The sequence below is a fragment of the Dactylosporangium roseum genome (assembly GCF_025264685.1).
In the GTDB taxonomy this organism is placed as follows: Bacteria; Actinomycetota; Actinomycetes; order Mycobacteriales; family Micromonosporaceae; genus Dactylosporangium; species Dactylosporangium roseum.
In genome coordinates this window covers 464,164-482,940 of sequence record NZ_CP073721.1, presented here as the reverse complement: position 1 = coordinate 482,940, position 18,777 = coordinate 464,164, and the positions used below count along the sequence as shown (strand labels likewise).

The window sequence follows — 18,777 nt, the reverse complement described above, 5'->3', positions numbered from 1 at the left end:
CAAACCGCTACAGGCGCTCGACGGCCCGGCCGCGGCAGCGGTTGCGGGTGTCGAAGACGTACTGGGCGTGCTCCTCGATCAAGGCGTAGTCGAAGTCGTCGTGATCGGTGAGCACGACCACCGCGTCGGCGGCCATCACCTCTGCGGCGGTCAGGTCGACCAGGGTCACGCCGCCCAGCGTGCCGATGTCCCGCGGCGCGGCGTGCGGCTCGACCGCGCGGACGTCGGCGCCGAGGTCGGTGAGCAGCTCGGCGACGGCGCGGGCCGGCGACTCGCGCAGGTCGCCCACGTTGCTCTTGTACGCCAGGCCGAGCAGCAGGATCCGGCTGCCGTTGACCGGCTTGCAGCGGGTGTTCAGCCCGGCGACCAGGCGCTGGACCACGTAGCGCGGCATGCCCTCGTTGACGTCGTTGGCCAGCTCGATGAACCGGAACCGCTGGCCGACCTCCCGCTTGACCTGCCAGGACAGGTACGACGGGTCGATCGGCAGGCAGTGCCCGCCGACGCCGGGGCCGGGCTCGAAGGCCATGAACCCGAAGGGCTTGGTCGCCGCGGCGCTGATCGCCTCGCGCACGTCGACGCCGAGCTTGTTGGCGACGATCGCGAGTTCGTTGACGAGGGCGATGTTGATGTGGCGGAAGGTGTTCTCGAACAGCTTGGTCAGCTCGGCGGTCCGCGGCGCGGAAACCGGCACCACCCGCTGGACGAAGCGCTGGTAGAAGCCGATCGTGGCGGCGAGCGACCGTGCGTCGATGCCGGAGACGAGCTTCGGGGTGTTGTCGAGGTGCCAGGTGCGGTTGCCCGGGTCGATGCGCTCGGGGCTGTAGCCGAGGTGGAAGTCGTCGGGGGTGCGCAGGCCGCTCGCGTGCTCCAGCAGCGGCCGCAGCACCTCCTCGGTGGTGCCGGGGTAGGTTGTCGACTCGAGGATGACCGTGCAGCCGGGCCGCAGATACGGCGCGATCTGGAGCGCGGCGTGCTCGATGTGGCTGATGTCGGGCACGCCGTCGGTGAGCGGGGTCGGCACCGTGATGGCGCAGACGTCGAAGCCCGCCGCGTCGGCGTAGTCGTCGCTCGGCCGGTACCTGCCGGTCTCCAGCGCCCGCGCGAGCCGCTCGTCGGCAATGTCCTCCACAAAGGACAGTCCGGCGCCGAGCGACTTGACGCGGTCGGTGTCGGTGTCGAGCCCGACGACGTCGTCGCCGGCTTCGACCGCGCGGACGGCCAGCGGCAGGCCGACGTAGCCCTGGCCGATGATGACGACTTTGCCCATGATCATCCTAAGGGTGCGAACACTCGACCCGCCGGCGAGCTGATCCGGCGGGTCGAACGCGGTGCGGACGTTACGATGCGCGGCGGCGACGCGTCACGAAGCCGCTGCCGATGAGCGCGGCCAGGCCGAGCAGGCCGGCCACCACGTCACCGCCGTAGGTCTTGCGCTCCTCGGTGCGCACGGTCGCGCCCGCGACCGTGGTCTCGTTGCCGGACAGGCGGAACGGGCTCCACCCGCCGCTGTGCGGGCCGAAGACGCGACCGGCGCCGGTGTCGCTCCGGTCGTCGCCGCGGTCGTCCCAGCGGACCGGCCCGCCGAGCGGCGTGCCCGCGAAGAAGTCGTCGCCGCCGAACACGTCGCTGCGCCAGGCGAGGACACGCACGGTGACGGCCGCCGACTTGTGCGACTTCTTGCCGGTGACCTTGATCCGCGCGTAGCCGGGCACGCTCAGCCGTACCTTCGCGGCGAAGGCGCCGTCGGCGTCGGCCCGCCGGTCGCCCTTGATGCTCACGCCCCACGGGTTGTTGTAGGTGCCCGAGTTCGGGGTGATGCGGTACGACACGCTGATGGCGATCGGCTCGCCGGGGCTGAAGCTGCGCCCGGTGACACGAACCGTGCCGCCGGTGCTGATCGAGGCCGAACTGACCCGGACCGCCGGTTCCGGCGCCGGGTAGGCTGCCGCCTGAGCTCCGGCCTGTCCGTGGTGCTCAGGTGCGGCCTGTGCGATGGTCGGTGCGCCGAGCACGGCCGCCGCGATGACGGCGCCGGCGACCGAGGTCAGTGCGGATGCTGTTCGAGCTCGCATTGCTGGCTCTCCCTCTCGTCTCCCCGGGTTTCACGTTAGACCGCAAATCCACTCGATATGGGTGATTCGGACTAAGTCCGAGAAGCCTTCACTTCGGACACGCCGCACCGGACCGCACCTGCGACGCCCACGGCGCGACACCGGGCGTGGTGATCAGGCGTGGGGTCAGCGCGCCGTTTCGCACGGCACCGGTGATCAGGGCCAGTTTGACCGTGCTACGCGCGCCCGGCGCCAGGTCGACGGGGATGACCGCGACCGCGCGCCCCTTGTCCATCCCGGTGCCGAACTCGACCGCCTTGCCGTCCTGTACCGCGGCCACCGGCATCCCACCGGTCGGCGCGTACACCATCACGTTGGTGCGGACCGTGTACTCCCCGGCCAGCCCGAGGCCGAGCACACTGCGCGGCAGCCCGGTCCGGGGCGCGTTCGAGCCCAGCGTCACGGTCAGGCCCAGTTGCCGGGTCCCGTCCTCCAGGCAGGGTCCGACGGTCAGCTCGACGGCGCGGGTCAGGTAGTAGCCGAGCTTCGCGCCCGTGCCGTCGTTGAGGAACACGCCCACGGTCGGCCGGTCGCCGTCGTCCTCCGGCAGCGTCCCCGCGAACACGGTGCCGGCGATCGCCCGCTGCTCCTCGGGGTGAGCGCTCCAGGCGAGCAGTCGCCGTTCGGCGGCGGCCTGCGACAGGGCGCGGAACAGGTCGGGGTCGGCGCCCGCGGTGGACATCAGGCGGTCGAAGACGGCCCGCGCGGCGCCCGCGAAGTAGGCGTCCTGGGCCGGCTCGGCGGCGATCGTCAGGTACACCTCGGAAAGCAACCGCTTGACGGCGTTCTCGGCGGTGAGCGGCGGCCCGGACGGGACCGGCACCGGGCCGGTGGCACGCAGCAGGTACGACAGCGCGACCGGATCGGTGGCCAGCACCCCGTCGACCGTCCGGCCGGACCGCACCCGGTACATCTCGCGGGCCAGGATGGCCGCGGTCGGGAAGTCGGGCGTGAGGTTCACGTCGGCCGGGAAGCGCCCGAGCCGGTCGGTGTGCAGTTCCTCCTGGTCGGGGTCGAGCGGCAGCACCGGGGCGGGGAACGTGCCCAGCGTCGCCGCCGCCGTGCCCTGCTCGACGATGCCGATCGTCCCGCGGTCGGCCCGCAGCACGACGAACGCGCCCGGCATCCCGCCGGTCGCGCGGACCTCCGCGAGGTTCTGGAACAGCACCAGGTAGGTCCGCGGCCCGTCGACGCCGAGCAGCCCGGGCAGCAGCGCCGTCGCGCGCGCGACCGGTTCGAGCACCGGCACGACCCGGTCGAGCCCGGACAGGACCTGTTCGACGGCGGTCCGCACCCGCGGGTCGAGCCCGCCGCGGTCGAGCCCGGCGAGGCGGGCCCGCTCGTTGCGGGCCACGGTGGCGGCCTCGGCGATCCGGGGTGCGGCGGACCGGATGCGCCGCAACGCCTCGGCACCGCCGTCGCCGCCGGAGCCCCGCCCGACCGCGGCGGCCATCCCGTCGGCGGCGTCGAGCAGCGGGGGCAGCACCCGGTCGGTGAGGGCGTCCACGGCGGCGGCGACCGCCGCGACCGCGGTGAGGTCGTCCCCCGCGGCGGGCAGGGAGCTGGCCAGCCACCAGCTCGGCCCGTGGGTGTCGGCGCGCGCCTCGCCGGTCTGGCGGCGCAGGTCGGCGGCGATACGGCGAGCGCCGTCGAGGTCGCCGGCCCGCAGCGTCCGCTCCAGGTCCCCCACGAGCGTCGCGGCGCGCTGGAGGTGCCCGGTCGCCGACGAGGCCACGGTCAGCAGCCGCAGCCCGAGACCGGCGACGACCAGCACCAGCACGACGGCTGCCACAGCGGCTTTCCGTCTAGTCGGCACCGCCGACCACCTCCTCGACTCGGTCCGGGGCGGTGAGCACTCGCAGCGCGCGGTAGAAGGCGGTGCGCCGCCGGGCGAGGGTGTCGGCGGCGTAGTTGCCGGCGCGGGCGAGGTTGCGCGCCGACGCGGCCGCCATCGCCTGCGGGTCGGCGACCAGTGCGGTGATGGCGTAGGCGAGCGCGACGGGGTCGCCGGGCGGCACGAGGTGCGCGCCGGAGAGCAGTTCGGGGATGCCGCCGACCCGGGTGCCGATCGCCGGCAGCCCGCGGGCCATCGCCTCGATCAGCGCGCGGGGCAGCCCTTCGGTCCGCGACGGCAGCACGAACAGGTCGGCGTCGTCGAGGAACCGCCGCACGGGCGCACCGGGCGGGACGGCGCCGGCGAAGGCGACCCGGCCGCCGAGCCGCCGTTCGCGGACCAGCCGCTCCAGGTCGGCCCGGCACCGCCCGTCGCCGAGGTGCACCAGGTGCGCCTCCAGCCCGGCCCGGACGAGCATCGGCAGTGCCTCGATGAGCGTGTCGATGCCCTTGTACGGCTGTTCGAGCGAGCCGACGGAGACCAGCCGGACGGCGACCTTGGGCGGGCCGAGCGGCCGTGGCCGGCCGGCGAACGCGGCCGGGTCGAGCTGGATGCTGGAGTAGGCGGCGGTGACCGCGCCGTGGGCGGCCGGATAGCGCGCCTGCAAGGCCCGCTCGGTGACGTAGGCGACGGCGGACGCGCCGCGGCACTGGGCCCGCAGCCGGGCGGTGAACCAGCGGCGCAGCGGCGCCCGCAGCGGGTGGTGCATGGCACCCGGGGCGAACACGTCGAAGGGGTCGCCGACGACCTCCAGCCCGAAGGGGCGCCGGCCCCGGCGCAGCCGCCGGTGCAGCAGGGAGCCGAGTGCCGACGGCACCCGCAGCAGGACGGCGTCGCCGGGCGCGAGGCAGGTGCGCAGGGCCGCCCGCACGCGTCGCAGCCGGCGCAGGTAGTGCAGCGGTCCCACGTAGTGCGGCACGGCGTGCACCGCGACCCCCGCGCCGTCGACGCGCCGCGCCTCCGCGGGCCGCCCCGGCCGCTCGTCCACCCGGGCGACTACGAGCACCTCGTCGAAGACGGTGCGGTACCGCTGCCAGAAGTCGTTGGCGGCCCCGGTGGTGGTCCAGACCCGTCCGTCAGGCGAGCGCAGGAACCGCTGTTCGGAGGTGACGACTAGGCGCACGGCCGGAGCACCTCCTCGGGCGCGCGGTCCTTGACGGAGACCGAGACCAGGCGGATCAGGCCGTAGAAGACGAGACCGTAGACGCAGGTCTTGAGCATCGACGCGCTCTCACCGCGGAAGCCGTACATCCACGCGATCGTGAACAGCAGGCTGGCGTAGGCGTGGACGGGCGCCCGGTCGATCCGGTTGACCAGCAGGCGGTGCACCAGCGTGAGCCCGGCGAAGAGGACCGGGATGCCGGCGAGGCCGAAGTTGAGGTACGCCTCGCCGGTGAGCGAGAAGCCGTAGCCGGAGTCGCTGCCGGGGGCGTACCGGTCGACGAGCCACTGCGACAGCGGCACCTGCGCGTGGCCCGGCACCAGGTTGACCAGCGCGTCGAGGTAGGTGGCACCGTGCGCGTACGGGTCGACGGACGGCACGTGGGCCATCACCCAGGTGTCGACGAAGAGCACCGAGCCCTGGTTGAGCACCTGGCCGGCGTCGGCCGGGCCGCCGCCGCGCAGGCTGAACAGGGCGGTCGCGCCGAGCAGGAGCGCCAGGCCCCAGACGACCGGCCGGGCGAAGCCGCGGCCGGACACCAGCTCCCGGTGCAGGATCAGCGCGAACAGCACGAACACGAAGTCGCGTTCGCCGGTCGAGACGCAGTAGACGACGTAGACGACGAGGTTCAGCCGGTACGCGAAGCGGCCCACGCTGGTGTGGGCGGCCATGAAGTACAGGCTGCACGCCAGCATCTCGAGCAGCAGGTAGTCGTAGTGGCCGGGGCCGGCGACGCCGATGCGGTCGAGCTTGGTGCCGACGAGGAAGCCGCTGCCGCCGAGGACGAGCACCACGGCCGCGTAGAGCGACAGGGCCACGAGCACCACCGGTACCAGCGGAAAATGGTGCTCCGCGGCGTCCTCGGCGGGATCCGACAGGTCGGTGCGCTGGCGGACCAGCAGGCCGGCGGCGAGCACGCCGGCGAACGCGAGCAGCAGCCCGAGGCTCGCCCGGCCGATGAGCATCGTGTTGGTGCCGAAGTAGATGGCACCGCCGAGCAGGTAGCTCACGACCGGCCCGAAGCCGAACACGAAGAAGTAGGCCGCCAGGTAGGCGAGCAGATCGCGGCGGCCCCTGACGAGCAAAAGCACCGGCACGGTCAGCCCGGCCAGCGCCACCGCGTACCAGGGGTCAACGGACACGCCGCAGCACCTCCCACTTCAGTCCGCAGTGGACGGCAGCGGCCACGGCGGTCGCCCAGGCCGCGCCGGCCACGCCGTAGCGGGGCACCAGCACCAGCGCGGCGACCACGGCGACGGCGAGCACACCGGCGTTGACCGCGAGCTGGCCGGCGAAGCGGCGCACCGCGGAGAGCGCCGCGTCGAGCATGAAGCAGGCGGCACCGAGCGCGGTGGCCAGCGTGAGCACGGTGAGGGTCGGCCCGTGTCCGGCGTATTCCGGGCCGTAGACCGTGGTGAGCACCGTCGAGCCGAACTGCCCGGCGGCCCAGACGGCGACGGCGCCGGCGACGCCGACGCCGATGAGGGACTGGCGCACCAGGGCGCGGAAGCGGGCGGTGGCGTCGGCGGCGCGCAGCTCGGTGAGGCGTGGCAGCAGGGTCTGCGCGACGGCGGAGCACAGCACGGTGCCGGTGAGGACCAGATAGCCGGCGGCGGCGAACGCGCCGAGGTCCGCCGCGCCGGATTCGTGCTGGAGGGCGTAGCGGGGCACGTTGGCGGTGAGCGAGGTGACGCCGGAGGCGACGCCGAGCGGCAGCGCGGTCCACAGCAGGGCCGGCACCCCGCCGGCGGCCCGGTGGGTGTGGCGGCGCCGGGTGTGTGCCGCCGGGTCGGGGCGGTTGTGCAAGCGGCCGGCGAGCGGGGCGCTGACCAGGAGCCACACGATGAGCGACGCGCCGGCCGAGCCGGCCGCGGCCCAGGCGACGCTGCTCGTGCCGACGAGCAGTGCGGCGGTGAAGGCGATGGTGAGGCCGCCGTTGGCGAGCTGTGCCAGGGCGACGCCGCGCTGGTCGTGATGCCGCTGGAGCAGGCCGAGATAGATGTCGCCGGCGCCGTCGAAGGCCTTGGCGGCGCCGACGAGCAGGACCACCGCGGGCGGCAGATCGAAGAGCGCGACGACGGCGCCGATCGCGGCGAGCGCGGCGGCCATGGCGGCCAGCCGCACCCACAGGTAGCGGCGGAACGGGTGCTCGCCGTGCGGATCGGTGACCAGCACGGTCCGCAGGGACAGGTTGGCCAGCAGGACGACCGGGGCGCCGACGGCGAGGCCGAGGGCGTATTCGCCGACCATGGACGGGGTGCCGAGGCGCGCGACGACCACGAGGACGAGCCACTGGGACAGCGCGTAGGTCGCGTTGCCGAACACGGCCCAGCCGACGTTTCCGACGAACGACGGCCCGGTGACCGGTGCGCGGTGCCTGATGGCGGTCATCGCAAGACTGCCTGCTCCAGCACGTCGGCGACCGCTGCGGCCGCCAGGCCCTGCGCGAACCGTGCGACGGTCCGGCGCCGGCTGCGGGCCGCTCTGGCGGTGAGCGTGCCGGCGCGGAACTCGGCGTACGCCGCCCGCAGTGCCGCGGTCAGCGCGGCCACGTCGTCGCGCGGCACGACCCAGCCGGTCGACGGGTCGACGGTCTCCGGCAGGGCACCCGCGTCGGAGACGATGCTCGGTACGCCCATCGCGCCGGCCTCCAGGGCCGCGCCGTGGTTCTCCGACAGCGACGGGCTGACGCTCACGTCGGCGGCGGCGTAGCAGTCGCGGACGTCGAGCACCGAGTCGTACCAGTCGACGGTCGCGGTCTTGCGCAGTTCGAGGCGCCGCTTGTATTCCTCGCCGGCCGTGTCGAAGCCGCCGCCGAGCAGCACCAGTCTCGCGTCCGGGCGGTCGCGCTCGAACTCCCGCCAGGCCTCCAGCAGCACGTCGTGGCCCTTGATGCCGCGGCCCCGGTGGGTGAGCCGCTTCGGCGGGTAGACGTAGGCGACCATGCAGGCCACGAACGTGTCCTCGCCGACGCCGAGCGCGGCCCGGCAGGCCGCCCGGTAGGCCGGCGACGGCGGGCTGAACCGCTCGACGTCCACGCCGTACGGGATCGCGGTGGTCCGCGGCGCCTTCAGCCGCCGGTACAGCGCCTCGGTGTGATCGCTACCGCCGATCACCACGGTGTCGAGCCGGCACAGGACCCGCTCGACCGCCCGGATCAGCGGCGACTCCAGGAACAGCGGCCCGGCGACCATGTGCACCTTCGGCACCCGCCAGCCGAGACCGGCGAAGCGGCAGGCGAGCGCCGAGGCGTACAGGTGGTAGTGCAGCACGTCGGGGTCGATCGAGCGGAGCTGCCGGCGCAGGCCGGCCAGCCCACGCAGGGTCGACGGCCGGGGCCGGAACCGGAAGTCGAACGCCGACTGGACCACCTCGACGCCCCGGTCGTGCAGCGCCTTGCGCAGCCGGCCCTCGTTGCCGGGCGGGAGGACCGCCACCACCTCGTGACCGCGTTCGCGCAGCGCGTCGAGGTGCGGCAGGGTCCATCGGCCGCCCTCGTCCGTCTTGATGACCATGGCCACCCTCATCGCGCGGGCACTCCCTTCACCGTGGTCTTCGGCGCCACGTCGCGGGTCACGCAGGCGCCGGCGCCGACCGTCGCGCCCGCGCCGACCCGCAGTCCCTGGAGCACACAGGCGGTGGTGCCGATGAGCGCCTCGGGACCGACGTGGCAGTCGCCGGAGATCGCCGCGAGCGGGTTCACCTGCACGAAGTCGCCGAGTTCGGCGTCGTGGCCGACGGTGCAGTTCTGATTGAGATGGACGTGCCGGCCCACGCGGACGCCGGTGGTGACCCGGGCGCCGGCGAACGCCACGAAGCCCTCGTCGATCACCGCGTCGGAGCCGACGGTGGCGGCCGGGTGGATCAGCGTCGCGGCCGGCATCCCGTGCGCGCGCAGCCGTTCGTCGACCGCCGCCCGCACGCGCGGGTCGCCGATGCCGATGGCGTAGCCGATCGACGGGCGCTCGTCGGTGAGCCGGTCGGTGGCGCCGAGGAACGGCACGCCGAGCGCCGCGACCCGGTCGAGGTTGCGCTGGCTGGGGCTGTCGTCGACGAACCCGCGCACCGGCATTCCGGCGGCCCGGGCGATCATCAGCAGCTCCCGCCCGTGGCCGCCGCAGCCGACGATGACGAGCCCGCTCCTCATCGCGCGCTGCCCTGGAACTCGCGGGCGGTCGCCACGCCGGCCTCGGCGATCCCGTCACGGCGCAGGACGGCGCCGGCGGTCGCGGCCAGGATCCGCAGGTCGAGCGCGAGACCGCGGCGCTGGACGTACTCGAGGTCGTAGGCGAACTTCTGTTCCCAGCTCAGCGTGTTGCGGCCGCGGACCTGGGCCAGGCCGGTGATGCCGGGCCGCACGTCGTGCCGGCGGCGCTGGTCGGGTGTGTACCGGTCGAGGTAGGCGACCGGCAGCGGCCGGGGTCCGACGAGGCTCATCTCGCCGCGCAGCACGTTCCACAGCGCGGGCAACTCGTCGAGGCTGCTGGCACGCAGGAAGCGGCCCGCCGGGGTCAGCCGCGCGCCGTCGTGGCGCGGGTCGGGGCCGCCGGAATCGTCGTGCACCGTCATGGAACGAAACTTCACCATCGTGAACGGCGCGCCGTGCCGGCCGGCGCGCTCCTGGCGGAACAGCACCGGCGAGCCCATCGTGAGCCGCACGAAGACCGCGGTGCCGGCGATCACCGGCGCGAGCACGACGGCCGCGACGGCCGCCCCTACCAGGTCCAGGACGCGGTTCACCGACCCTCCAGGAACTCGCCGATGGCGCCGAAGACGCGCTCCTGGGCCGGCTCGCGCAGGGCCGAGCCGCTCGGCACGGCGAGTCCCGTCGCGAAGAGCCGGTCGGCGACGCCGGTGAGCCAGGCCCGGCGGCCGTGGAACACCGGCTGGGCGTGCATCGGCTTCCACACCGGGCGGGTCTCGATGTCGTGCGTGCCGAGGTGCGCGCCGAGCTCCGCCGCCGTCCAGCCGGCCCGGTCCGGCTCGACGGCGATCGTGGTCAGCCAGCAGTTGGCGCCGGGGTCACCGTCGCCGAGCAGGCGGACGCCGGGCGCGCCGGCGAACGTCTTGGCGTACCGCTCCCGCAACTGCCGCCGCCGGGTGATCATCTCGTCGAGCCGGGAGAGCTGCCCCCGGCCGACTGCGGCGAGGAGGTTGCTGAGCCGGTAGTTGTAGCCGATGTCAATGTGCTCGTAGTGCGGCACCGGCTCGCGGGCCTGGGTGGCGAGGTGGCGGCAGCGTGCGGCGAGGGCCTCGTCACCGGTGACGATCATGCCCCCGCCGGACGTGGTCATGATCTTGTTGCCGTTGAACGACAGCGCCGCCGCCCGCCCGAACGACCCGGCCGGCCGGCCGTCACGGGTCGCGCCGAGTGCCTCGGCCGCGTCTTCCAGCAGCGGTACGTCCAGTGCCTCCGCCAGCGGCACCAGCGTCCCGTAGTCGGCACAGGCGCCGAACAGGTCGACCGGCACGATCGCGCCGACCCGGCGCCCCTGCCGGCGCAGGTCGGCGACGGCCCGCTCGACCAGGTCCGGATCGAGGTTGCCGTCCTCGGCCCGGCTGTCCACGAAGACCGGCTCGGCGCCGGTGTAGACGACGGCGTTGGCGGTGGCCGCGAACGTCAGCGTCGGTACCACCACCGCGTCACCGGCCTTGACACCCAACGCGAGCAGCCCGAGGTGCAGCGCCGCGGTCCCGGAGGAGACGCCGACGGCGTGTGCGGTGCCGCACCGCTGCGCGATCTCCCGCTCGAACGCGTCGAGATCCGGGCCGACGGGCGCGACCCAACCGGAGCGCAGCGCGTTGACCAGATAGCGCTCCTCGGTCCCCGACATGTCGGGCGGGGAGAGGTAGACCCGTGCGTTCACCGTGACCAGCCCCAGCCGGAGATGCCCGTGATGCTGTTCGTGTGCCGGGCCAACCTGTGCCGGTCGGCGATGGCCGAACGGCTCGCGGCGTCGCACGGGCTGGCCGCCGCCAGCGCGGGCACGCACGCGGTGCCCGGCCTGGAGATGCCGTCCCACGCGCGGGCGGTGCTGACCGAACTGGGCGCCGACCCGACGGGCTTCCGCAGTCGTCGCGTGGACGCCGCCGTGCTCGCCGGTGCCGAACTGGTGCTCACCGCGACCCGGGCGGAGCGAGCGCGGTGTGTGACGCTCGCGCCGGCGACGGCCGGGCGGACCTTCACGCTGCGCCAGTTCGGCCGGTACCTCGCCGCGCTGCCGGACGGCCCGGCCGCGCCGCCAGCCGAGCTGCTGGCGGAGATCGGGCGGGTGCGCGGGCGGCTGCAGCCCGGCTCGCCGGCCGACGACGACTTGACCGATCCGTTCGGCGGGCCGATGGACGGGTTCCGGGACTGCGCCACGACCATCAACGGCATCCTCAGCCTCCTCGCCGGCCGGCTTCGACGGTGAACGGCTTGTCGGCCGCCTTCCTGGCCGGCTCGGCCGTGAGCGGGCGCGGGGCCGGGCGGGACCGTTCGGCGTCGCGTGTGCCGTAGTACGCGTAGCTGTAGCCGTCGCCGGTGCCGCCCTTCGCCGCGTTGAGCACGCAGCCGAAGAGCCGGGCGGAGACCGCCTCGATCGCGAGGACCGCCGACTGCACCTGCGCGACGGTGGTCTTGCCGGCCCGGGTCACCAGGACGGCGCCGTCGGCGCGGCTGGCGACCACGGCGGCGTCGGTGACGACCAGCAGCGGCGAGGTGTCCACGACGACGTAGTCGTAGGACTCGCTCACCGTCGCGAGCAGCCGGGCCATCTGCTGCGAGCCGAGCAGCTCGCTCGGGTTGGGCGGGATCGAGCCGCTGGCGAGCACCCACAGGTCGCGGTCGCCCCACCGCTGCACGGCGGTCTCGAGGTCGACCTGCCCGACGAGCACGTTGGTGAGCCCGACCGCGCCCTCCAGGTCGAGGTAGCCGGCGAGCTTCGGTCGCCGGACGTCGGCGTCGACGAGCAGCACCCGGTGCCCGGCCTCGGCGAGCACGATCGCCAGGTTGCAGGCGATCGTGGACTTGCCCTCGTCGGGCAGCGCGCTCGTCACCACGACGCAGCGGGCGCGCCGGTCGGGGTCGACGAACTGGAGGTTGGTGCGCAGGTGCCGCATGGCCTCGCCGCGGGGTGACCAGGCCGCGTCGTCCAGCAGCAGCGGCTCGTCCTTCACCCGGGGATCCAGCGGTACCGCTGCCAGGATGGCCCTTCCGGCGGCCTGACGCAGGGTCGACGCGGACCGGACGGTGGTGTCCAGGATGTCCCGCAGGACGGCCGCGGCCGCCCCGACGATCAGCCCGAGCAGCAGGGCCAGTCCGAAGTTGCGGACCGGGCGCGGGCTGACGGGCTCGGTGCCGACCCGGGGTCCGGTGACGACGTCGACGCGGACGGTCGGGGCGGTGCCGCCCGGCGGGGTCTCGATGACCGCGACGAGCTCGGCGAACTCCGTCGCGACGGCCTGGGCGACGCGCAACGCCCGCCCGCTGTCGGTGTCGACGACGGTGACGTCGAGCAGTACGGTGTCGGGCACGGTACGTGCGGAGAGACGGCCCTTGATCTCGTCGGCGTCGAGCCCGACGCCGGGGTCGGCGGCCACCGCGCGGGCGAGCCGGTCGCTCGTGACGAGCGTGACGTAGGAGCGCGCGCGCTGCTGGGAGAACAGGCCGCCCTGGTAGGCGTCGGTGACCCCGCTGCTCGGCGTGCTCACGAAGAAGGTGACCGAGGCGGCGTAGGTGGGTGCGGCCGTCGCGGTCACCACCACCGCGGCGGCCAGCGCCAGGCAGGCCGTCGTGGCCACCAGCCACCAGCGTTTGCGGACCGCGCTGACGTAGTCGCGCAGCTCCATACGCCATGACCTCCCCGTAACTACTTCCCTACAGAGGGTTACAGATCGAGGGGTCGCAAGCGATGAAACCGCATGATTTCCCCGATAAGGTTTTTAAGCGACATTCCTCCCGCGAGTCATGAAGAATGATCGCCATCCGACTCTGCGGGGGGATCTGGATGGACCACCACCGACCTGCCGGACCCGGTGACTGGCCGGCCGACCTGTGTGCGTGGGCCGGTGGCCTGGCACTCGCGATCGCCATCGCGCCGGAGCGGCCGCCCCTGCTCCATGCCGCGGGCACGATCCTGCTCGCGGCGGCGCTGCACTCGGCGATCGCCTGGCCGGTGCACCTCTACCGACGCCGCTACGACCACGGCACGCTCGACGAGCTGCGCGCGCTCGGGATCACCGTCGCCGCGGCCGGCGCGCTGCTCTACGCCTTCAACCCGATGCCGACCGCCGCCGCCGGGATCCCGGTCGTGGCGGCGATGACCACGCTGCTGGCCATGGTCGCCGTGCGCGGCACCGGGCGGCTGCGCCGGGAACGGCGCCAGCGCGCCGGGCGGGAGGCCGCCGAGCCCGTCGTCGTCTACGGCGCCGGTGCGGCCGGCCACCGGCTGCTGCGCTCGATGCTGCACGACCCGCACTGCCGCTTCCGCCCGGTCGGGCTGATCGACGACGACCCCGCCAAACGGAACCTGCGCGTCGAGGGCGTGCCGGTGCTCGGCGGGCGCGCCTCACTCATCGCGGCGCTGGAGCGCACCGACGCGGCCGGCGTGATCTTCGCGATCCGCAGCGGGGACGGCGCGCTGCTGCGCTCGGTCAGAGCCCTCGTCACCGCCACCGAGCGATGGCTCAAGGTGCTGCCGTCGCTCGACGAGACCCTGGGCGCCGACGTGGCGGAGGTTCGTGAGGTGCGGCTCGCGGACCTCCTCGGGCGCCGCCAGATCGACACCGACCTGGCCACGATCGGCGACTACCTGACCGGCCGCCGCGTGCTGGTCACCGGGGCCGGCGGGTCGATCGGCTCGGAGCTGTGCCGGCAGTTGCACCGCTTCGGGCCGGCCGAGCTGATGATGCTCGACCGCGACGAGTCGGCGCTGCACGCCGTGCAGCTATCGATCCACGGGCGGGCACTGCTGGACAGCCCGGAGCTGATCCTGGCGGACCTGCGGGACGCGGCCGCCATCCGCGCCGTCTTCGCCGAGCGCCGGCCGGAGGTCGTCTTCCACGCCGCCGCGCTCAAGCACCTCACGCTGCTGGAGCGCCACCCCGGCGAGGCGTTGCAGACCAACGTGATCGGCACGCTCAACGTGCTGGAGGCGGCGGCCGCGACCGGTGTCGAGCGGTTCGTGAACATCTCGACCGACAAGGCGGCGAACCCGGTCAGCGTCCTGGGCTACTCGAAGCGGATCACCGAGCGGCTCACCGCGCACCGCTCGACGGTCGCCGCCGGCACCTACCTCAACGTCCGGTTCGGCAACGTCCTCGGCAGCCGCGGCTCGGTGATCACCGCGTTCCAGGCGCAGATCGCGGCGGGCGGACCGGTGACCGTCACCGACCCCGAGGTGACCCGGTACTTCATGACCGTCCAGGAGGCCGTCCAGTTGGTCATCCAGGCCGCCGCGCTGGGCGCCGGCGGTGAGGCGCTCGTGCTGGACATGGGTTCGCCGGTACGGATCGACGAACTGGCCCACCAACTCACCGCCCTGTCCAACCGTCCGGGCGAGCGTACGGTCGAGGTCGTCTACACCGGGCTGCGGCCGGGCGAGAAGCTGCACGAGGAGCTGTTCGGCGCCGGCGAGACCGACCTGCGACCCCTGCACCCGCTCATCTCGCACGTCTCGGTGCCGCCCCTGGACCCCGCGCTGGTGCGGCCACTGACCGCGGCGGCGCCGCCGACGACACTGACCGGCCAACTGGCGGACCTGTGCGTCCTGCCGGTGCCGGCTATCGACGTGCCGACGCTATCTGCTGTGCGTACCAGTTGACCGTCTCGCGCAGTCCGACGTCCAGCGGCACCGGGCCGTGACCGGGGAAAAGGTCCTTCAGCCGCTGCGAGTCGGCCTGGGAGTCGCGCACGTCGCCGGGGCGGGCCGGGTCGAACACGACCTCGACCGGCCGGTCCACGAGCCCGCGGATGCGGTCGACGAGGTCCAGCAGCGAGGTGCGGGTGCCGAACGCGAGGTTGACCGGCGTCGGGCTGGCGACCTGGCGGACCGCGGCGTCGGCGAGCAGCCGGGCGACCGACCCGACGTACGTGAAGTCGCGGGTCTGCAGGCCGTCGCCGTGGACGTGCAAGGGCCGGCCGCGCAGTGCCGCGTCGGCGAAGGTGGGGATGACGGCGGCGTAGGCGTGCCCGACCGACTGGAGCGGCCCGTACACGTTGAAGAATCGCAGCGCGAGCACCGGCAGCCCGTAGGTGGCCCCGTAGGCCAGGACCGCCGACTCGGCCGCGAGTTTGCTCGCCGCGTACGGGCTCTGCGGGCGGGTCGGCAGTTCCTCGTGCTTCGGCAGGGTGCGGGTCGGCCCGTACACCGACGACGAGGACGCGGTGATGATCGGCGTGTTTTCCCGCCGGCACGCCTCCAGCACGTGCATGGTGCCCGTGGCGTTGACAAGATGGCTGCGCAGCGGGTCGGCGACACTTCGCGGCACGGACGGCCGGGCGGCGAGGTGGACGACCACGTCGGCACCGGACACCGCGTCGTTGATCATGGGCCGGTCGAGGATGCTGCCGACGACAAGCTTGACGTCGACGCCTTCGAGGTTACGGTCGGTACCGGTGGTGAGATCGTCGAAGGCGACGACCTCATCGACGCCGGGGTGGGCGGCCAGCTCGCGGCACAGATTCCCGCCGATGAACCCGGCGCCGCCGGTTACGAGAACTCTCATCGTTGCAGTTCAACGCGCACTCCCGAGCAAAGGTGACGCGTTACCAACTTTTCGGACCAAAGGTGCGATTTCGCCGACCGGTCGGTCTGCCCTCCGGGCCCTGTCGGGCGGATGCGCCAGTGGGACGCCTGGAGCCTTCGGCAGCCCGGCAGGCACGCACCCGACCCCGGCGCCACGTTCATGATCGCGGAGCGTCTTCGGCGCTAGGCCCGACAGCCAAATAAGGCCGACAATTCGGGCATAGATGCGCTACTGGATGGTGCCGCACAGTCGTGCGGACCGCCGGACCGGGGCGGCGGCGTTCCGTGCCGGGCGACTCCATGATCATGGGAAAGATGTGGCTGCCCCGATAGCCGGATCTTTCCCATGATCATGGGGTTGCCCGGCCTGGCGGCGGGATTGCGCCGGAACGCGTGCCGGCCGGCACACCTCGGCGGCGACGCCTCCGAGGCCAGCGCCCGAATTGTCAGCCTGGTCCGGTAGCACGCCGACGACCACGTTGCCGGAGCGTGACCGGTCGGTGGCGGGGACGCCGGGAAGCAGCGCTCCGCTGGTCCACTATGGACGATCGGTACGCGGGACGGCGGCCGGCCCCGTGCCGCTCAGCCGATCGACTTGAGCCGTGGCACGATCCGCTCGGCCAGGCCGTTGACGAATTCGACCGGGTGGCGGTCGGGCATCGTCATGACCTCGGTGATGCCGAGCCCGGCAAAGCGCTCCACGTCGGCGAGCCACGCGTCCGGGTCGACCAGCGCCGGCCGGGTGACCAGCGCCGTCTTCACGATCTCGTCGAAGTCGCGGCCCTCGGCGGCGCAGTGCTCGCGCAGCACGGACAGCTTGCGCTCCACCTCCTCGGCGCTGGTGCCGAAGATGTTGCAGGCGTCGCCGTATTTGGCGACGAGTCGCAGCGTCTTCTTCTCACCGCCGCCGCCGATCATGATCATCGGGTGCGGGCGGCTCAGCGTCTGCGGCGAGTTCAGCGTCTCGGTGAGCCTGTAGTGCCGGCCCTCGTAGGCGCCGTTGTCGTCGCTCCACATCTGTAGACAGATCCGCAGCGTCTCCTCCAGCCGCTCGAAGCGCTCGGCGACCGGCACCACCGGCACACCGAGGCCGCGCTGCTCGCGCTCATACCACGACGCGCCGATGCCGAGGCGCGCGCGGCCGCCCGAGAGCACGTCGAGCGTGGTGACGGTCTTCGCCAGGATGCCGGGGTGACGGTACATCACCCCGGTCACCAGCAGGCCGAGCGTCATCCGTGACGTCAGCGCCGCGACATAGCCGAGTGTCGTATACCCCTCCAGCATGGGCTCCTCGGCCGGGGCCGTCCGATCCATCTGGAAGTAGTGGTCCATGACGGTGAACGAGTCCACCCCCGCCTGCTCGGCGATCAGGGCGGTCTCGCGCAGGGTCGGTGCGATGGCGGTCGGCTCCGCCGGGGTCGAGAAAGTCCAGTAGTGCAGACCCAGCTTCATGCCCCAAACCTAACGCGGAATCTCACAGCGTCGCCGCGATCCGACGCGAACGGGTAAACGTGCGGTGCCAGGAAGGCGGCCATCGTCGAGGCCGAGCGCGAGCGACATCACCGCCCTGCTGACGGACCCGCTGAAGCGGTCGCGAAAGACCTCATTTCCTGACGGTCCTGACCGCCGCGGCGACGGCACCGAGCGCGACCATGGCAACGGCGCAGAGCAGCAGCGTCCCGCGGGCACCGGCCGCGGCGACCAGCGGTCCGCCGAGGACCGTGCCGAGCGGCACGGCGAGCACGATCATCGAGCCGTTCGCGGCGAGGACCTGCGGGAGCCGCTCCGGCGGGGTGACCCGTTGGAAGAGCGCCATCGACGTCGACATGTACGGCGCCCAGACCAGTCCGCCGACCGCGAACGCCACGAGGGAGACGCCCACAGGCGCGCCGAGCCCCAGCGGCAGCAGCGCGGCGCCGAACGCGACGACGATGCCGATCGTGGTCGGCCAGAGCGGCCAGCGGTGCAGGTAGCCCGTCGCCAGACCGCCCGCGACCGCGCCGACGCCGAACGCCGTGTAGTAGACACCGAGCAGCGTGACACCGGCGTCCAGGTCGTCGGCGACGTAGATCGGCATCGCCGCGTAGAACGGGCCGAACAGGAGGAAGAAGCCGGCCGACAGCGCCAGCAGGCCGAGCAGGGTGCGGTCGCGCCAGATGGCGGCGAAGGCGGCCCACCCCGACCGCGGGGCCTCCGGTCGCTGCGCGGACCGCGGCACGGCCAAGCGGTACGTCAGCGCCAGGACCGCGAAACTCGCCGCGTCGAGCGCGATCACGACCACCGGGTTGGTCCAGGCGATGAGCAGGCCCGCGAGCGGCGGTCCGACAATGGTGGCAAACTCCGCGATCGTCGTGTTCACCGCATTTGCCGCGAGATGGTGCTCGGTGGGCAGGACCTCGGCGATCAGCGTGTAGCGACCGGCGGACCCCCAGGCGGCCAGCAGCGACGATACGGCGAGCAGTGCGACGTAGCGACCGATGCCCAGACCGCCGGCGGCGTAGGTGACCACGATCGCGGCGAGCGCGGCGGCGCGCAGGATCGCGTTCCACCCGGCCAGCTCCGCGCCGGGACGCCCGCCGAGGAACCGGCCGAACAGCACCCCGCCGGCCGCGCTCGGCAGGGAGTAGGCCGCGACCGCGACCGCCACCCACACGCCCCGCTGCCCGGCCGGGGCGAGTTGCAGCGCGAGCCAGCTCACGGCCACGAGGGACATGCCGTCACCGAGCGCGGAGACCGCCAGACCGGGCAGGACCCGGCGGAGAACGGGATGGCTGACCACCGGCCAGTAGGGCGAGCGCCTCATGCGGCAACTTGATCCCGCGCACGGCGGGAGGTCAACAGGTATCGCCGTTGGCGTATTCGGCCGATGGCGGAACGTAA

General features: G+C 73.3%; 16 protein-coding genes. 2 read left to right on the top strand and 14 right to left on the bottom strand.

Features of this window, described 5'->3' with window-relative positions; all coding sequences use genetic code 11:
• Positions 1 to 7: 7 nt before the first annotated feature.
• The 10 genes from Drose_RS02140 to Drose_RS02095 form a co-directional block, all read right to left on the bottom strand.
• Entirely contained in the window at positions 8 to 1,270 is a 1,263-nt protein-coding gene (locus tag Drose_RS02140) for a nucleotide sugar dehydrogenase (protein ID WP_313899991.1), read from the bottom strand.
• 70 nt (positions 1,271 to 1,340) lie between these two features.
• On the bottom strand, positions 1,341 to 2,075 hold the full coding sequence (locus Drose_RS02135) for a hypothetical protein (protein WP_260726493.1): 735 nt from the start codon (positions 2,073 to 2,075) through the stop codon (positions 1,341 to 1,343).
• Between the two features lie 88 nt (positions 2,076 to 2,163).
• Entirely contained in the window at positions 2,164 to 3,906 is a 1,743-nt protein-coding gene (locus tag Drose_RS02130; RefSeq protein WP_260726492.1) for a DUF4012 domain-containing protein, read from the bottom strand.
• 13 nt (positions 3,907 to 3,919) lie between these two features.
• Complete coding sequence (locus tag Drose_RS02125) at positions 3,920 to 5,131, bottom strand: glycosyltransferase family 4 protein (RefSeq protein WP_260726491.1); 1,212 nt, start codon at positions 5,129 to 5,131, stop codon at positions 3,920 to 3,922.
• Complete coding sequence (wzy, locus tag Drose_RS02120) at positions 5,122 to 6,312, bottom strand: O-antigen polysaccharide polymerase Wzy (protein ID WP_260726490.1); 1,191 nt, start codon at positions 6,310 to 6,312, stop codon at positions 5,122 to 5,124. Before wzy ends, Drose_RS02125 begins: the two co-directional genes overlap by 10 nt.
• Positions 6,302 to 7,561 carry a lipopolysaccharide biosynthesis protein gene (locus Drose_RS38695; RefSeq protein ID WP_313899990.1) on the bottom strand — a complete coding sequence of 420 codons (1,260 nt, stop codon included), beginning with the start codon at positions 7,559 to 7,561 and terminating at the stop codon, positions 6,302 to 6,304. Before Drose_RS38695 ends, wzy begins: the two co-directional genes overlap by 11 nt.
• Positions 7,558 to 8,685 (bottom strand): glycosyltransferase, encoded by a 1,128-nt coding sequence (locus tag Drose_RS02110; protein ID WP_260726489.1) that lies wholly within the window; start codon positions 8,683 to 8,685, stop codon positions 7,558 to 7,560. Before Drose_RS02110 ends, Drose_RS38695 begins: the two co-directional genes overlap by 4 nt.
• Before the next feature lie 8 nt (positions 8,686 to 8,693).
• Entirely contained in the window at positions 8,694 to 9,317 is a 624-nt protein-coding gene (locus Drose_RS02105) for a NeuD/PglB/VioB family sugar acetyltransferase (RefSeq protein ID WP_260726488.1), read from the bottom strand.
• On the bottom strand, positions 9,314 to 9,910 hold the full coding sequence (locus Drose_RS02100; RefSeq protein ID WP_260726487.1) for a sugar transferase: 597 nt from the start codon (positions 9,908 to 9,910) through the stop codon (positions 9,314 to 9,316). Before Drose_RS02100 ends, Drose_RS02105 begins: the two co-directional genes overlap by 4 nt.
• Positions 9,907 to 11,037: a DegT/DnrJ/EryC1/StrS family aminotransferase gene (locus tag Drose_RS02095; protein WP_260726486.1), complete on the bottom strand. Its 1,131-nt coding sequence runs from the start codon at positions 11,035 to 11,037 to the stop codon at positions 9,907 to 9,909. Before Drose_RS02095 ends, Drose_RS02100 begins: the two co-directional genes overlap by 4 nt.
• A 30-nt stretch (positions 11,038 to 11,067) precedes the next feature.
• On the opposite strand from Drose_RS02095, the gene Drose_RS02090 reads away from it, so the two are divergent.
• Positions 11,068 to 11,583, top strand: a complete 516-nt coding sequence (locus tag Drose_RS02090) for an arsenate reductase/protein-tyrosine-phosphatase family protein (protein WP_260729573.1) — start codon at positions 11,068 to 11,070, stop codon at positions 11,581 to 11,583.
• Here the strand turns inward: Drose_RS02090 and Drose_RS02085 are convergent.
• Positions 11,552 to 13,000: a polysaccharide biosynthesis tyrosine autokinase gene (locus Drose_RS02085; protein ID WP_260726485.1), complete on the bottom strand. Its 1,449-nt coding sequence runs from the start codon at positions 12,998 to 13,000 to the stop codon at positions 11,552 to 11,554. The two genes, Drose_RS02090 and Drose_RS02085, sit on opposite strands and share 32 nt — an antisense overlap.
• A 158-nt stretch (positions 13,001 to 13,158) precedes the next feature.
• Here Drose_RS02085 and Drose_RS02080 point away from each other — a divergent pair, with 158 nt between their 5' ends.
• Positions 13,159 to 14,973 (top strand): nucleoside-diphosphate sugar epimerase/dehydratase, encoded by a 1,815-nt coding sequence (locus Drose_RS02080; RefSeq protein ID WP_260726484.1) that lies wholly within the window; start codon positions 13,159 to 13,161, stop codon positions 14,971 to 14,973.
• Here the strand turns inward: Drose_RS02080 and Drose_RS02075 are convergent.
• From Drose_RS02075 to Drose_RS02065, 3 genes are all read right to left on the bottom strand, one after another.
• Positions 14,933 to 15,877, bottom strand: a complete 945-nt coding sequence (locus Drose_RS02075; RefSeq protein ID WP_260726483.1) for an NAD-dependent epimerase/dehydratase family protein — start codon at positions 15,875 to 15,877, stop codon at positions 14,933 to 14,935. The two genes, Drose_RS02080 and Drose_RS02075, sit on opposite strands and share 41 nt — an antisense overlap.
• Positions 15,878 to 16,479: 602 nt before the next feature.
• A complete protein-coding gene (locus Drose_RS02070; RefSeq protein WP_260726482.1) occupies positions 16,480 to 17,349 on the bottom strand; it encodes an LLM class F420-dependent oxidoreductase in 870 nt (289 codons plus the stop codon).
• Positions 17,350 to 17,500: 151 nt separating this feature from the next.
• On the bottom strand, positions 17,501 to 18,700 hold the full coding sequence (locus Drose_RS02065; protein ID WP_260726481.1) for an MFS transporter: 1,200 nt from the start codon (positions 18,698 to 18,700) through the stop codon (positions 17,501 to 17,503).
• Positions 18,701 to 18,777 lie beyond the last annotated feature (77 nt).